At 70.1% G+C, this 14,151-nt stretch carries 12 protein-coding genes and 1 pseudogene; 8 read left to right on the forward strand and 5 right to left on the reverse strand.

From position 1 onward, the window contains the following. Nucleotides 1–251: 251 nt before the first annotated feature. Nucleotides 252–1,109, reverse strand: a pseudogene (locus tag ACM9LD_RS20380) (hypothetical protein); the annotation flags it as partial. An 822-nt stretch (nucleotides 1,110–1,931) separates the two neighbouring features. On the opposite strand from ACM9LD_RS20380, the gene ACM9LD_RS20385 reads away from it, so the two are divergent. Genes ACM9LD_RS20385 through ACM9LD_RS20395 form a run of 3 tightly spaced genes read left to right on the forward strand, consistent with a single transcriptional unit; the run spans nucleotide 1,932 to nucleotide 4,985 of the window. Next, nucleotides 1,932–2,387, forward strand: coding sequence for a hypothetical protein (locus ACM9LD_RS20385; protein WP_415678372.1), 456 nt, complete (start codon nucleotides 1,932–1,934; stop codon nucleotides 2,385–2,387). 32 nt (nucleotides 2,388–2,419) lie between these two features. Beyond that, nucleotides 2,420–3,142, forward strand: coding sequence for a hypothetical protein (locus tag ACM9LD_RS20390; RefSeq protein WP_415678373.1), 723 nt, complete (start codon nucleotides 2,420–2,422; stop codon nucleotides 3,140–3,142). A gap of 10 nt (nucleotides 3,143–3,152) precedes the next feature. Beyond that, nucleotides 3,153–4,985 carry a cytochrome c oxidase assembly protein gene (locus ACM9LD_RS20395; RefSeq protein ID WP_415678374.1) on the forward strand — a complete coding sequence of 611 codons (1,833 nt, stop codon included), beginning with the start codon at nucleotides 3,153–3,155 and terminating at the stop codon, nucleotides 4,983–4,985. A 46-nt stretch (nucleotides 4,986–5,031) separates the two neighbouring features. On the opposite strand, the gene opgC is transcribed toward ACM9LD_RS20395, so the two are convergent. Continuing rightward, nucleotides 5,032–6,159 (reverse strand): OpgC domain-containing protein, encoded by a 1,128-nt coding sequence (gene opgC, locus ACM9LD_RS20400; RefSeq protein WP_415678375.1) that lies wholly within the window; start codon nucleotides 6,157–6,159, stop codon nucleotides 5,032–5,034. A 505-nt stretch (nucleotides 6,160–6,664) separates the two neighbouring features. On the opposite strand from opgC, the gene ACM9LD_RS20405 reads away from it, so the two are divergent. Beyond that, nucleotides 6,665–7,297 carry a hypothetical protein gene (locus tag ACM9LD_RS20405; protein ID WP_415678376.1) on the forward strand — a complete coding sequence of 211 codons (633 nt, stop codon included), beginning with the start codon at nucleotides 6,665–6,667 and terminating at the stop codon, nucleotides 7,295–7,297. A gap of 50 nt (nucleotides 7,298–7,347) precedes the next feature. Next, nucleotides 7,348–8,214: a glycoside hydrolase family 5 protein gene (locus ACM9LD_RS20410; RefSeq protein WP_415678377.1), complete on the forward strand. Its 867-nt coding sequence runs from the start codon at nucleotides 7,348–7,350 to the stop codon at nucleotides 8,212–8,214. An 84-nt stretch (nucleotides 8,215–8,298) separates the two neighbouring features. On the opposite strand, the gene ACM9LD_RS20415 is transcribed toward ACM9LD_RS20410, so the two are convergent. The 3 genes from ACM9LD_RS20415 to ACM9LD_RS20425 form a co-directional block, all read right to left on the reverse strand. Beyond that, nucleotides 8,299–10,536: a heavy metal translocating P-type ATPase gene (locus ACM9LD_RS20415; protein ID WP_415678378.1), complete on the reverse strand. Its 2,238-nt coding sequence runs from the start codon at nucleotides 10,534–10,536 to the stop codon at nucleotides 8,299–8,301. 237 nt (nucleotides 10,537–10,773) lie between these two features. After that, nucleotides 10,774–11,853 (reverse strand): alpha/beta hydrolase fold domain-containing protein, encoded by a 1,080-nt coding sequence (locus ACM9LD_RS20420; protein ID WP_415678379.1) that lies wholly within the window; start codon nucleotides 11,851–11,853, stop codon nucleotides 10,774–10,776. A 46-nt stretch (nucleotides 11,854–11,899) separates the two neighbouring features. Further along, a complete protein-coding gene (locus ACM9LD_RS20425) occupies nucleotides 11,900–12,307 on the reverse strand; it encodes a DUF5313 domain-containing protein (protein ID WP_415678380.1) in 408 nt (135 codons plus the stop codon). 36 nt (nucleotides 12,308–12,343) lie between these two features. Between ACM9LD_RS20425 and ACM9LD_RS20430 the strand changes: the two genes are divergently transcribed. The 3 genes from ACM9LD_RS20430 to bluB are packed head-to-tail and all read left to right on the forward strand — an operon-like array spanning nucleotide 12,344 to nucleotide 14,141. After that, the gene (locus ACM9LD_RS20430) at nucleotides 12,344–12,979 is read left to right on the forward strand and encodes a TetR/AcrR family transcriptional regulator (protein ID WP_415678381.1); all 636 of its coding nucleotides are present in this window, start codon (nucleotides 12,344–12,346) and stop codon (nucleotides 12,977–12,979) included. Continuing rightward, a complete protein-coding gene (locus ACM9LD_RS20435) occupies nucleotides 12,976–13,500 on the forward strand; it encodes a GNAT family N-acetyltransferase (protein ID WP_415678382.1) in 525 nt (174 codons plus the stop codon). Before ACM9LD_RS20430 ends, ACM9LD_RS20435 begins: the two co-directional genes overlap by 4 nt. Further along, nucleotides 13,500–14,141, forward strand: coding sequence for a 5,6-dimethylbenzimidazole synthase (gene bluB / locus ACM9LD_RS20440; protein WP_415678383.1), 642 nt, complete (start codon nucleotides 13,500–13,502; stop codon nucleotides 14,139–14,141). Before ACM9LD_RS20435 ends, bluB begins: the two co-directional genes overlap by 1 nt. Nucleotides 14,142–14,151: the final 10 nt, after the last annotated feature.

Raw genomic sequence — 14,151 nt, forward strand, 5'->3', positions numbered from 1 at the left:
AGCGGTCCTGCGGCAACCCCGCCGCCACCCGCTCGCACACGCGCTCGCGCAGCAGCTCCGCGGCCAACCGATACTGCTCGAACACCGTCCGGCACCGCTGCCGCTCCATCGAACGCAACCGCTCCGCCACGCCACCATCGGGCGGCCGATCCTCTGCTACAGCACCGTCTTCGTCCATGAACTCACGCTACGCGGACCCACCGACAAGTTTTCGAGACTGCAACACTATCTCGAAAAGATGCCGGGTGCGGTCAGCGCGCCGGAGTCGTGGTGGTGGTGGTCGTCGTGGCCGGCTTCGTCGTCGTCCGCGTCGCGGGCGCGGTCGTGGTGGTCGCAGGCTTCTCCGCCTGAGTGGTGGTGACGGGCACCTCGGTCGTTGTCGTCTTCGGCGCGGTCGTCGTGGTCCTCGTCGCCGACGGTGCCGTCGTCGTGGTGGTCGCCGGCTTCGTGGTGGTCGGCTCCGCCGACGAGGTGGTCGTGCGACTCGTGGCCGTGGACGACTTCTCGGTGGTCGTGGACGACTTCTCGGTGGTCGTGGTGGTCGTGCGGTCGGTGGTCCGCGTCGTCGTCGCGGCCCCGGTCTCCTCGGGATCCGTCGTCCGGGCGGTCGAGGTGGCGTCCGCGCTCTTGCCGCTCGAGGTCCGAGTGGTGGTCGTGGTGGTGGTCGTCGACGGGCGGGTGCGGCTCGTCGCGACCGTCACGTCGACGTCCTCACCCAGCGCGCGCACCACGTCGGCGCGCGTGCCGTTGTAGACGCTCGCGCCCGCGATGGCCCGGGCGGAGGGGGCGAGCACCGTCTTGTCCCGGTTCGGGTTCCACTCGCCGTCCCCGCCGGGGAGCGCGGTGATGACCTCGGCGCGGCCCGACGTGGGCATGGCGGCGAGGACCGTTCCCGGGTAGACGGGCGGCGGCGTGTAGCGGACCGTCGGCGTGACGTCGTAGGCCAGCCAGGGCGGGACGACCCGTGCTTGGTCCCGGGCGGCGACGGGCCGGCCGGGCGTGACGGCCCACACCGGGAGGTAGGGGTCGTCGCGGAAGCGCGGGTTGGGGCGGGCGTGCGGGTTCTGCGGCACGTTCAGTCCGATGGACACGGAGATGATCGGCTGCGGNCGCGGGCGGGTCCAGTNGCGCGGGTAGACCCACATGACGGGGACGTCGGCGCGGAAGGTGGGCTCGTACCAGGGCTTGGGCCAGGTCGGGCGCTCCCAGGGCTTCGGCTGGCCGGGGTACCACGGGCGCACGCCGAGCTGGCGGCCGTACACGGTCCAACAGGTCTGCGACTGCACCTCTGCGCCCGCGACCCAGCCGTTCCACCGGCCGGTCTCGCAGATCTGCCGGTACACGGTGATCTGGTGCGGCGTGTAGTTCCACGGGCGGGTGTTGACGGGCCGGGTGAGCTGCGGGGGCGGCGGCGCGACCTCCTGCTCCGCGACGGGCAGCCCCGGCACCGGCGGCGCCTTCGGGTAGTACACCGTGGCCCCGTCCTCGGAGCTGGCGGTGATGGTGCCCTGTTCCAGCCCGGCATTCGCGACCGCCTGCGCGGCGACGGGATCGCCGACCACGGTGACTCCCTTCTCGGGGACGGGCACGCCGTCGGTCTGGAAGGCCCCCGGGTTCGAGGTGAAGTCGTCGCCGGTGACTTGGGAGAAGGCGACGGAGCTGTCCTGCTGGTCGTCGCTCGACCCGCACGCCGTGAGGGTGGCTGCGGTGAGGAGGGCGGCGGCCATCGCGCCCAGGTGCTTCGCGTTCATGACGGACCCGTTCCGATCGGTCGGTTTTGCTGAAGCGCTGGTTTCGTAACGCCGATTACCTGGGCCCAGTCGACCACGAGGTGGGGAGTCGGTCAAGCGACGGGGGTTGCCCGAGGCAGCCGCACGCACAGGCCGATCGGGGATTCTGCTCACCGCGAAATGCCAGGTAGGATGGCCCGCGTGATGCATAAGCACGCGGAGACCACGGACACGTCGCGCACCATCCGGATCTGGGGGTGGGTCGGCGCGGCCGTCGCCCTCGCCACGTCGCTGGTGCACCTGCCGATGCTCGGCGACAACAGCTGGGTCGTGTCGCTCATCGTCGCCGCGATGCTGATCGGCTGCGCGCACTGCTCCGTCTGCCTGTTCCGCAACCCGACGGTGAGCGCCTGGCTCCGGACCGCGGCGATGGGCGCGATCATGATCGCGCTGCACCCGGTGCTCATGTCGGCGATGGACTCCGGCATGGCCGGCATGGACCACTCGATGCCCGGCATGGACATGGGCGCGATGGGCCACTCGATGAGCGCGATGCAGCCCTGGATGACCCTGATGATCGTCTTCGCCGCGGCGGAGATCGTGGTGGCCGCGGCCGCCCTCGGCTGGATGGCGCTGCGCGGCCGCGCCGCGCGGTAACGCCGGGCCGACGAGAACGGATAGAGGATTCGATGAACGCGAACACTGACCTCAAGCGAGCGGGCCTGCGTCGTGCCGCCACCCTCACCGCCGCGACCGCGCTGGTCGCCGGCCTGACCGGTGGTGTCGCCGTCGCCGACCCCGACACCACCACCAAGCCCACCGCGCCGTCGGCGGAGCTGCTGCTCAACTCCAGCGACTTCCCGAGCGGCTACATCGTCGTGCCGTCGCCGCAGCAGCGGCTGGCCAACGAGCTGGGCGCCGACCCGCTGACCCTCGCGAGCTCCGCGAAGGTCACCCCGCCGGAGTGCAAGAACATCCTCGCCGCCGCCAAGGGCGGCCAGGGCGACGGCGACACCGTCGCCGGCGTGCACGACCAGGACCGCAAGAGCCTGAGCGAGACGCTGGTCGCCAAGGACGTCGACGTCGACACCGTCAAGGTCGGCCTGCTGAAGCTGTGCTCCGACGTGACCATCGAGACCAACGATCCGCGGGGCGGCACCATCAAGGTGCGCGCCATCACCAAGGAGGTCTCCTCGGACAAGCAGAAGGCCACCTTCGAGATCGCGCTCGACGGCACTCGCACCAAGGGCGCCGATTCCTTCCCGATCCACCAGAAGGTCCTCGTCGGCGTGGCCTCGCTGCGCGGCTACACCGTCGCGGTGCAGGGCACCAAGCTCGGCGGCGACCCGGATCGCGGCGAGTTCAACGGCTTCCTCGACAAGTCCGTGAAGAAGATCAAGGACGCGAAGTAACTTGACCACGGTGGCGCAGGAGACCGACGCCGCTGCGATGACCGAAGGATCCCCGGGCGCACTGCGCGCGGGTGGCATCGCGGCGCTCGCCGTCGGCTCCCTCGCCGCCGTCGCGGTCGTGATCTGGCTGGTCGCGAGCGAGGGCGAGCTGCGCTACCTCGTCAACGGCAACGCCTACCCGGGCGCCCTCACCGCGTACGGGGCGGCCGTCGGCCGCGTGATCGGCACCGTCGCCGCCGCCCTGACCTTCGGCGCGGTGGCCTACGCCGTCTTCCGGACTAAGGCCCTCGACACCGGTGAGCTGGGGCTGCGCGGGTACCTCACGCAGCTGCAGGCCCGACGGTACGCCGTCGCCTGGGCGGTCGTCTCGCTCCCGATGATCTTCCTGGCGGCCGCGGAGAGCGCCGCCCAGAACCTCGTCGACACCTACCGCGTCGGCGGGCTCGGCATCCTGATCTCCGCGTCGGACACCGCCAAAGGCTGGATCGTCTCGCTGGTCTGCGCCGTCATCGTGTACGCCGCGCTGCGCACCGCGATGTCGTGGATGGCGCACCTGTGGATCCTGCTGCCCGCCGTCGTGGGCCTGCTCGCCACGATCGTCACCGCGAACGAGGCGCAGAACTGGAACCACGACTACACCACCGCCGCGCTCACCACCCTCGGGGTGGTCGCAGCCCTGTGGCTCGGTGGCCTGTGGACCGCGGTGCGCCTGCCGGCCCGGCCCGAGCGCCGCTGGATCGGCCCTGCGTACGCCGGGGTCGCGCTGCTCAACGGGCTCGTGATCGCCCTGGTCATGGCGCCCGGTTCAGACCTGTGGGTCACCTGGTACGGCCTGCTGCTGCTGGCCACCGGGGCACTCCTGCTCGCGGCGGGTGCGGCCCACTGGCTGCGCGCGCTGCCCGCCGCGGCCGCCCTGCTGACGGCCGCCTTCGGCACCGCGATCGCGGCGTCCGAGCTCACGCCCCCGCCCTTCCTGCGCGACCGGCCGACGGTGGGGGAGAACTTCCTCGGCTACAACCTGCCGGACCCGCCCAGCGCGATGGCCTTCCTCGGGAACTGGCGTCCCGACCTGAACCTCGCGCCGTTCGCAATCGCCCTCGCCGTCGGCTACCTCCTCCTGGTCCGGCGCACCACGAGCTGGCCCTGGTATCGGACCGTGTTCTTCGTCCTGGGCTGCGCCTTCCTGCTCACGCTGACCAGCTCCGGGCTGCGCACCTACTCCAACGCGATGTTCAGCGTGCACATGGTGGTGCACATGCTGATGACGTCGATCGTGCCGGTGTTCCTGCTGCTCGGCGCGCCGATCACGCTGATGCGGGACACCCTGATCGGGGCGCCCGCGCGCTGGCTCTCGACGGTCCTCGAGTCGCGTTCCTTCGCCGTGCTGACGCGGCCCGTCGTGCAGCTCGGGCTGTTCGCGGCGGTGCTCTACGGGTTGTACTTCACGCCGCTCTTCGACAGCATCGGCCGGTATCACTGGGGCCACCTGGCGATCTACGCGGCGCTGCTGTTCACCGGGTTCCTGTTCTACTGGCGCGTCTTCCAGATCGACCCGGTGCCGGGCGAGCTGCCCTTCATCGGGCGTATCGGCATGCTGCTGGCGATGATGCCGATCACCATGGTCTTCGCGCTCATCGTCATGACGATGGACGGGCTCGTCGGCTCGCGCCTGTACCTCTACCTCGACTTCGAGTGGATGACGGACCTGCACCGCGATCAGTTCGTCGGCGGCGTCGTCGCGTGGGCCACCGACGAGGCCGCGATCGCCCTGGTCACCCTCGGTCTGGTGCTGCACTGGGCCTGGCGCAACCGCGACGAGGACTCCGAGCCCGAGCTGTTGTGACCCGTTCGCGGCGCGAGCGGTTCAGGGACCGCGTCGCCAGGACGGGCTAGTTGCTGCCGGTGCCCGCGAGCGGCGCAGGGGTAGCGGGTGTCCGCTTCCGCAAGCGGGCCGGTCGCTGGTGCAGCTTCGACCACCCGGACCACTTCCGGAACTCCGCCCACGCCCAGCACGCCGCGAACACGGCGAGGGTCAGGAGCGTGGCGCGCGCCGGTCCCCAGGGCTGGATCAGGACGATCGGGATCGTGATGAGGAGTACGGCCTGCAGCACGTAGGAATCGAGGGAGCGCGTCCCGACCATCACGAACGGATGCGCAACGCGCTCGAACCACCCGTACTGCAGCAGCACCGTCAGGACGGCGAGCACCGCCGGCAACACGACCCACGCCGCCACGATCCGGGCCGGACCGAAGTCGATCTTCGCGCCGAGGACGTCGTCCGCGGCGAGCCGGGTCACGGCGCGGCCGGCGACGTACACCGCGGCCGTACCGATCAGGAGCGTCACGAGGACGCGGGGCCGCTTGATGTGCGCGTCCACCTTCCAGTCCTGCCACTTCCACCCGACCACGAGGGCGGGAACGAACAGCGCCTGCCACGCCGCCCAGTTCGCCGTGGCGCCCGCCGGGCTGTCGTTGGGCAGCAGGAACCACGACGGCGGCGCCAGGATCGCCCAGACGTAGAGGCCGGCGGAGACGGCGACGATCGGCGCCCACCAGTTCCGGTGCAGGAGCGGGATCAGGACCAGCGCGCCGCACATCAGCACGAAGTAGAGAACCAGGATCTCGCCGCCCGCGGGCAGGTAGCGCATGGTGATCACGTGGACGATCGGGTTGTTCGTCTCCCCGATCGGCGAGAGCCCCAGCTGCCGTGCCGGGGGTAGGGCGAAGGAGATGAGGGCGGCGACCGCGCACAGGAAGACCTGGCAGAGGTAGATGACCGCGATCCTGCGGACGAGGCGTTCGCGGGAGGTCGAGAAGCCGTTGTCACGGTCCACCCAGCGCCGGTGCACCACACCGAGGATCAGTCCCGACAGCAGGACGAACGCGGATGCACCGTCGAAGTAGGGGATCATGTGGGTCGGCCACGAGAGGATGCTGCCTTCAGCGAAGTGGCCGGTGACCATGCTGAACACCGCGAGACCGCGCGCTGCATCGACAGCGGTGAGACGTTGTGGCATTGCAAAAGTATAGAGGACGGCGGCGATGGCCGAGATGGCGCTGATCCCTCGTGGCAGGCTCCGACTACGTGGTGGCGCAGAGTGTGGCCGGACGACAAGCGCGCTCCCGGGCATTGCGGGGCTCGTTCGACGCGGCATCGACTCCCGACTCGGCGCAAGCGGTTCCTCGGGAACTACGTGTCTGCAAGCAGAATCGCCCATGAGCATTCAGGGGCGCCAACTATGCGGATTGAGTTGAATCCACGCTTCTTGTGCGACGCGAACCCGCTGTGATGTTGGGTTACACAGGGCTCGGCCCGAGCTTTGGGTGTGGTGGCTGGAAGCCGCACCTGCGACGTGCGCCCCGCCGTCGACATCGACGTCACTCGGCCCCGGGGCCGCCAGGGATGGAATTCGAGGCGTTACCGCAGCAGTTCGACGGCGGCGCGTTGATCGCGTTCTCCGTAGCCGCAGTGCTATAACAACTGTTGCAATGTCACATCAGCTGTGGCTGAGAGGGTAATCGATGGTGTCGCGCATTCGAACTGATGAAACAACGCAAACCGGTTCGGGCCGGGTTCTCGGCAGACGGCGTCTACTGCGTGGTTCCGCGCTCGCGGGAGTCGGCCTGGCGGGTGCCACGACAGCCGACTGGCTGGGCCTGCGCACGAGTGGCACCGCCCGCGCCGAGCCGAGCGGTGTTGGAGCGCGGACGTTCCTTCCGGCGAGTTCCTTCGAGGGCGCGGTTCAACAGCTGGGAGATTGGAAGGTTCAGTCCTTCGGTCCCGCAACTGAATCGAATGTTCTCGGCACCGTCGGAATACCTGGGAACGCCTCGTCGGTATCGGTTGAGATCATCTGGGTCGCCGATGAACAAGGTGCAGGGTCAGTGCGCTGGACCGCTGGTCTTCTCAGAGCCGAGCCCACTGTCCCGCACGATCAGTCGTCGAACGGACAATGGCTCGCAATCAATGCGCCTGTGCCGGCTACGAAGAAGGCCGTCGTCAGTACGCGGTTGGCCGAGTATTCGATGAGCCCCGATGTGGCTGCGGCGCGAGTCATGATCACCCGGGAAGCGGCCAACGCTGCTGACGACTTCCCCGGATCAGCGCATCTCCTGGGGATAGCCGTCACGGTGGTGAGTTCGCCTTTTACGTGACCCCGGCAGGCGTTGCGCTACCGTCGACGGTGCGCCTGCGCGGGGTGAACATGAATCCCTACTTCTACGACGGCGTTGCTCCAGAGTTGGTGTGGACCGAATTCTGGCGCCGGTGGGACTTCAACGGTTGGATCAAGCCGATGATCGACGACGCGGCATCGATCGGTACAAATGCTGTTCGCATTTTCGGCAACACGAACGTTGTGACTTCTGGAGCCATCAGCCTCGACGAATACCTGAGGCGGTGGAAGCAGGTGCTCGACTACGTGACTGCCAAGAATCTTTACGCGCTGCCGTGTGGTGGAGATCTGTCGCATTGGGGACGTTTGACCACTCGTGCCAGTGCGGAGCAGATCTACCGTGCATGGGCGGGTTTGCTCAGTAACTACCCGCGCGTGGTCGGGGTCGACGTGACCAACGAGGCCAGCGACCAGAGTCAGACGACGACCCCGCTGTCGTACAGCCAGCCGGAACCGTGGTTGGAGACGATCCGGACGCTGGGTGAGATCACTCGGTCGGCGTCTCACAAGCCGATCACTCATTCCCGCGCCATCCGATCCAAATACAGCTGGCGCAGCGGCTGCGTTGCCACAGATTCTCTGAGTGATTTTCTGAGCATCCACTGCTACTACACCCCGGACCCGGACGATCCAGTTGCGCTTTCGCAAACTCCCTGGGGGGCGGGAAAAGAGCTGGTCCTGGGCGAGTTCGGCACCGATGCGGGAGCGCCAGCGTCTGAATGGCAAGCCCGCTACGCGGCTGTCGTGAGTTTGATCGCGAGGAGTCCTGCTCGGGTGGGTGGCCTGGTGTGGCCGACGTACGACGCCACACCGGGTGCCTCGTCCCCGTTCCAGTCTGCAGGTGTTTCGCGCTCCGATGTCGTTGCGTCGTTCGCGACGCTTCCGACCGCGCGGTGAGCCGAGTAAGCGCTCGAGTCGCGCGCCGGCACCGTTGCTTTCGCAACAAGAATCCGGGGAAGCCGGGAGGAGCTCGGGTCTCGTCTACCGCGCGCCGAACTTGCGCAGGCGCAGGCTGTTCCACACGACGAAGAAGGAGCTGAACGCCATCGCGGCGGCGCCGATGAGTGGGTTCAGCAGGCCGGCCACGGCGACGGGAATCGCGGCGACGTTGTAGCCGAACGCCCAGATCAGGTTCGTCTTGATGGTCTTCAGGGTCGCGCGGGCGAGGCCCAGCGCGTCGGGGACCGCGGACAGCTCCTCGCGCATGAGCACCACGTCGGCGGCGCTCTGGGCCACGTCGGTGCCGGTGCCCATAGCGAGGCCGAGATCGGCAGCGGCCAGGGCGGGTCCGTCGTTCACGCCGTCGCCCACCATCGCGACCCGCCGCCCCGAGGCCTGCAGCTCGCGGACCGCCGCGACCTTCCCGTCGGGCAGCACGTCGGCGCGCACGTCGTCGATGCCGACGAGCGCGGCGACCTTCGCGGCCGCGGCGGCGTTGTCGCCGGTCAGGAGCACGGTCCGGATCCCGGCCCCGTGCAGCCGCGCGACGGCGTCCGCCGCGTCGGGCTTGATGGTGTCGGCGACCTCGAGCACGGCGGCGACGGCACCGTCGACCTCGATGACGGCGACGGTGCGCCCGGCCTCGGCGGCGGCCTCGACGGCCCCCGACAGCACACCCGGCTCGACGAACCGCGGCGATCCGACCCGCACGACGGCACCGTCGACCACCCCGGTGGCGCCGAGGCCCGGGACGGCCCGGAAGTCCTCGACGGTGGGCAGGCCGTCGCCGGCGCGCGCGACGACGGCCCGCGCGACGGCGTGCTCGGACGCCGCCTCGACTGCCCCCGCGAGACGTAGCACGCCGGACTCGGTGAACCCGGGCGCGACGCTCACGCCGGCCACGGAGAGCACGCCGGTGGTCACCGTGCCGGTCTTGTCGAAGACGACGGTGTCGATGGTCTCGGTGGCCTCCAGCGCCTGGTGCCCGCGCACGTACACGCCGAGCTGCGCGCCCCGGCCGGAGGCGACCATGAACGCGACGGGCGTCGCGAGGCCGAGCGCGCAGGGGCAGGCGATCACGAGGACGGCGATCGCGGACTTCACGGCGCTGTCGACCCCGTCGGCCAGAAGCCAGCCCACGAAGGTCAGCGCGGCGATGGCGAAGACGCAGGGCACGAAGACGGCGGAGACGCGGTCGGCGAGGCGCTGCATCCGCGCCTTCGTCGCCTGCGCGTCCTCGACGAGGCGGAGCATCGCGGCGAAGGTGGTGTCCGCGCCGACGGCGGTCGCGCGCACCGTCAGGCGGCCGTCCTGGCATACGGTGCCGCCGACGACCTTGTCGCCCGGGCCCGTGGGGACGGGGCGGGACTCGCCGGTCATGGCCGAGTTGTCGACGAACGCCGACCCGGATTCGACGATGCCGTCCGTCGCGATGGTCTCGCCCGGCCGCACCACGAAGAGCTGCTCCTCGCGCAGCTCCCCGACGGGGATCCGCAGCTCGGAACCGTCGCGGACCAGCACCGACACCTCGCGGGCGCCGCGCGTCGCGAGCTCCCGCAGCGCCGACGCCGCCTTGGCGCGGGCGGAGGCCTCGAAGTACCGCCCCGCCAGCACGAAGACGGTGACGCCCATCGCGACCTCGAGGTAGATCGGGTCGGACTGGATGATCGCGTTCCAGAAGCCGTGCGGATCGGGCCGCTGGCGGCCCGGCGTGAGCACGGTGACCACCGACCACGCGGTGGCGGAGATGATGCCGACCGAGACCAGCGTGTCCATCGTGGCCGCGCCGTGCCGCGCGCCCAGGAAGGCACGCTTGTGCAGCGGCCACGCGCCCCACGTCACGACGGGCAGGCTCAGCGCGAGCAGCACCCACTGCCAGCCGCTGAAGCGGGTCGACGGGATGGTCGCGAGCACGATCGACAGGTCCGCGGCCGGCACGAACAGGACCAGCGAGACGATCAGCCGGCGCAGCACGTCGCGCCGCTCGCGCTCCTCGGCGAGGATCGCGCGGCGCGGATTCGGGGACTTGGGCGCCGCGGTGTACCCCGCGGCTTCGACGGTGCCGGTCAGCTGCTCGACGGTGACCGACGGCGCGTGCTCGACGGTGGCCGTCCGCGTGGCCAGGTTGACCACCGCGCGCACTCCGTCGAGCTTGTTGAGCTTGCGCTCGACCCGCCCGACGCACGCGGCGCACGTCATACCGCCGACGTCGAGGAAGGTGCGTTGTGCCTGCTCCGGCTGCGCGGCGGCCGGAGCGGGGGCCTGGTCGAGATCCGTCACCGTTCCAGTATCCACCCCGGACCACCTGGGCCGAAAACGTGAAAGGCCTTGATACCGGCTCCCGGAATGGGGGGAGGAGGGGGAGCCGGTATCAAGGCTCAATCACGCAGCCACCGACGTGGGGGGAGACGTCATATGGCGGCCGCAGAACCCACGATACGGGGTATACGCGTACAGGTGCCACCTTTCGTGACATGCGTGTTCTCATGCAGCTGCAAGTGCCAACAGTTGTTGTCGCTAACTGCGGACGAGAACCCCCGTCAGGACGTCGAGCGCGGCGTCCACGTCGACCCGCGCGTCGGCGCTCACGCCCACCATGTTGAGAAAGCCGTGGAGGGCGCCGGGAGCGAGCTGCGTCGTGGCGTCCACGCCCGCGTCCCGCAGCCGCTGGGCGTAGGCGGCGCCCTCGTCGCGCAGCGGATCGAACCCGGCCACCACGACGTGCGTGCGCCCGATGCCGGCGAGGCCGTCGGCGTGCCGCAGGTCGAACTTCGGGTCGGTGTCCTGGCCGGGCTCCGGGGTGTACAGCTGCCGGAAGTACTCAATGTCGGCCTGGGTGAGGAAGTAGCCGTCGGCGAAGGTGTCGCGGCTGCGGTTCGCCGGATCGGCGCCGGTCACGGGGTAGAAGAGCAGGGAGAACGCGGGCTGCGCGCCGCCGCCCAGGGCCAGTTCGCGCGCGGCGACGCCGGCCAGGTTGCCGCCCGCGCTGTCGCCGGAGACCGCGACCCGCGCGGGATCGGCGCCCAGCTGATCGGCGTGCTCGAGCGCCCACCTCGTGGCGGCGACGGCGTCGTCGGCGGCCGCGGGGAAGATCGTCTCCGGTGCGAGCCGGTAGTCGATGGACAGCACCCGCACCCGCGCCCGGTCGGCGATGTACCGGCAGGGCGCGTCGTGACTGTCGAGGTCGCCCAGCACGAAGCCGCCGCCGTGGAAGAACACGACGAGCGGCGAGCCGGCCTCGAGCCCGGCGGGCGTGTAGAGGCGGGCGGGGAGGGGGCCGGCGGCACCGTCGACCATGAGCCCGCGCACGCCGACCGACGGGGCCGTGCCCGCGCCGACGATGGCGCTGAGCATCCGCGTGGACGCCCGGGAGTGCTCGACGTCGCGGACGCCGGCGAGCCCGTTGACGCCCTGCGCCTTGAGCATGAGCAGGGTGATCTGGGAGTCGAGGTCCAGCTCGTTGCCGTCGACGGTCTGCGGGGTGCCGAGCCGCTGCTTGACGGACACGGGCAGGCCGAAGAGCAGTTTCGCGCCGCCCGCGACGAGCGGCGTCGGGATCTTCAGGGCCAGCTTCTGGACGAGTTCGGTGAGCGCCATGTCACCGATAGTAGGACGTGCGTCACATATCAGCGCGCGGGGAGGCTCAGCTGTGGCGCGGGTACTCGTCGCGCGGGCCGTGCTTGGCGATGTAGGCGGCGTGCAGGTCCGCCTCCTTCTCGCGGGCGATCACGTCGACGAGCTCGGGATCCAGGCCGTGGTGCCGCAGCCGCCCGCGCCGGTAGATCTTGTTCAGCGCGATGGAGAAGTAGACGAACGGGATGAAGATCGGCAAGGTCATCGTCGCGCGGTTCAGCACGGAGGTGTCGATGAACCAGAACGGGATCAGGATCAGCAGACACGGGATCGCGAATCGCACGACGGTCCGCAGCGCGGCGCGGGGCCCCGCGAGGTCGTTGGCCACCCACTCGTGCATCGACGGCGGCAGCACGCTCCGACCGTACGAGTACAGGATGTACTGCAGCGGGTTGGGCTTGCTCGGGCCGTCGTTCATGCCTCCAGTGTCCCACTACGCCTAGAATCGGACGTTGTGAGTCCCGGCAGAAACGATCAGACCGCGCAGAGCATCCTGTCTGCAGCGGTGTCGAGCATCGGCAGCGTCGGCATTTCGCGGACCACGATGGAGAACGTCGCGAACCTCGCGGGCATCGGCGTGGCCACCGTCTACCGCCGGTTCAACCGCAAGGACAACCTCGTCCAGCAGGCCATCCGATACGAGGCCGAGCAGCTGCTCAAGACGGTGGAACAGCAGGTCCAGGGCCTGAGCACGGTCGAGGAGGCGCTCACCGAGGGCTTCGTCGCGTTCCTCCGCGAGGCGCACCGCCGGCCCCTGATCCGCGGCATCGGCGACGGCAACGTCGTCGTCGGCCTGCCGATGATCGCGCAGGGCGGCGGCATGGTCATCGAGATCGGCCGCGAGTTCGCCGCGAACATCATCGCGGGCTTCCAGGCGAGCGGCGAGCTGCCGGAGTTCGACCCGAAGCCGATCGCGGAGATCTTCGCCCGCGTCGGGCATTCGGTGCTGCTCGCGCCCGACGGCCTGATCAGCTTCGACGATCCGTACACCGCCGGCCGCGTGGTCCGCGAGTGCCTCATGCCCGCGATCGCGGCGCAGGCCGCGGCCGCGAGCGGCCCGAGCGGCTCGGCGACGGGCGGCGCGCAGTGATCCGTCCGGCGACCCCGGCCGACGTGCCGGAGATCCTGGCGATGATCGCCGAGCTCGCCGCGTACGAGAAGGAGCCGGAGTCCGCGGTCGCCACGGCCGAGCAGCTGCACACCGCGCTGTTCGGGCCCGCGCCCGCCGTCTTCGCGCGCATCGCCGCCGAGCCGGGGCCCGACGGTGCCGAGACCGTCGTCGGGATGGCCGTCTACTTCCGCACGTTCTCCACCTGGACCGGCACCCACGGCATCTGGCTCGAGGACCTCTACGTGAGGCCAGGGGTGCGCGGCGGCGGCCACGGCAAGCAGCTGCTGGCCGCCCTGGCGCAGGAGTGCCGCGACAACGGCTACGCCCGCCTCGAGTGGACCGTCCTCGACTGGAACGCGCCCGCCATCGGCTTCTACCGCTCCATCGGCGCCCTGCCGATGGAGGAGTGGACCACGCAGCGCCTCACGGGCGAGAGCCTCGGGGCCCTCGCCGCGCTGGCCGACGGTGCCGCCCCGTCCGGCGGGGCGGACGGGGCCTGATGGACGTCTTCGAGGCGATCCTGCGCCGGCGCGACGTGCGCAACGAGTTCTCCGGGGAGCGGATCGACGAGGAGCGGCTCGTGCGGATCCTCGGCGCGGCGCACAGCGCGCCGAGCGTCGGGAACACGCAGCCGTGGGACTTCGTCGTGGTGCAGGAGCCCGAGACGCTCGCGCGCTTCGCCGCACACGTCGGCGAGTGCCGCGAGGACTTCGCCCGGTCGCTGCCGGAGGACCGCAAGGACACGTTCAACCCGATCGTCATCGAGGGGATCGAGTCGTCCCGCACCGGCGTCGTGGTCACCTACGACCCCACCCGCGGCGGGACGCACATCCTCGGCCGGCACACGATCGACGAGACCGGCCGGCTCTCGGTCGCGCTGGCCATCCAGAACCTGTGGCTCGCGGCCACCGCGGAGGGCATCGGCGTCGGCTGGGTGTCCTTCTATCGCGAGCCCTTCCTGCGCGAACTTGTCGACGTGCCCGAGCACGTCCACGTCGTCGCGTGGCTGTGCGTGGGCCCCGTCACCGCGCTGCAGACGGTGCCCGACCTGGAGCGATTCGGCTGGCGCGAGCGTCGCCCGCTGGCCGAGGCGATGCATCGGGAGCGCTACCCGGAGGGCGATGTCGGCACTCATCGTTAGACTCGCATGT

The sequence above is a fragment of the Tsukamurella hominis genome, assembly GCF_965137015.1.
GTDB classification, from domain to species: Bacteria; Actinomycetota; Actinomycetes; order Mycobacteriales; family Mycobacteriaceae; genus Tsukamurella; species Tsukamurella hominis.

Coding starts and splice junctions, on each gene's coding strand:
- ACM9LD_RS20390 (WP_415678373.1), top strand. CDS start 2,420: ATGAACGCGAACACTGACCTCAAGCGAGCGGGCCTGCGTCGTGCCGCC.
- opgC (WP_415678375.1), bottom strand. CDS start 6,159: ATGCCACAACGTCTCACCGCTGTCGATGCAGCGCGCGGTCTCGCGGTG.
- ACM9LD_RS20405 (WP_415678376.1), top strand. CDS start 6,665: ATGGTGTCGCGCATTCGAACTGATGAAACAACGCAAACCGGTTCGGGC.
- ACM9LD_RS20410 (WP_415678377.1), top strand. CDS start 7,348: ATGAATCCCTACTTCTACGACGGCGTTGCTCCAGAGTTGGTGTGGACC.
- ACM9LD_RS20420 (WP_415678379.1), bottom strand. CDS start 11,853: ATGGCGCTCACCGAACTCGTCCAGAAGCTGGCCCTGAAGATCCCGACG.
- ACM9LD_RS20425 (WP_415678380.1), bottom strand. CDS start 12,307: ATGAACGACGGCCCGAGCAAGCCCAACCCGCTGCAGTACATCCTGTAC.
- bluB (WP_415678383.1), top strand. CDS start 13,500: ATGGACGTCTTCGAGGCGATCCTGCGCCGGCGCGACGTGCGCAACGAG.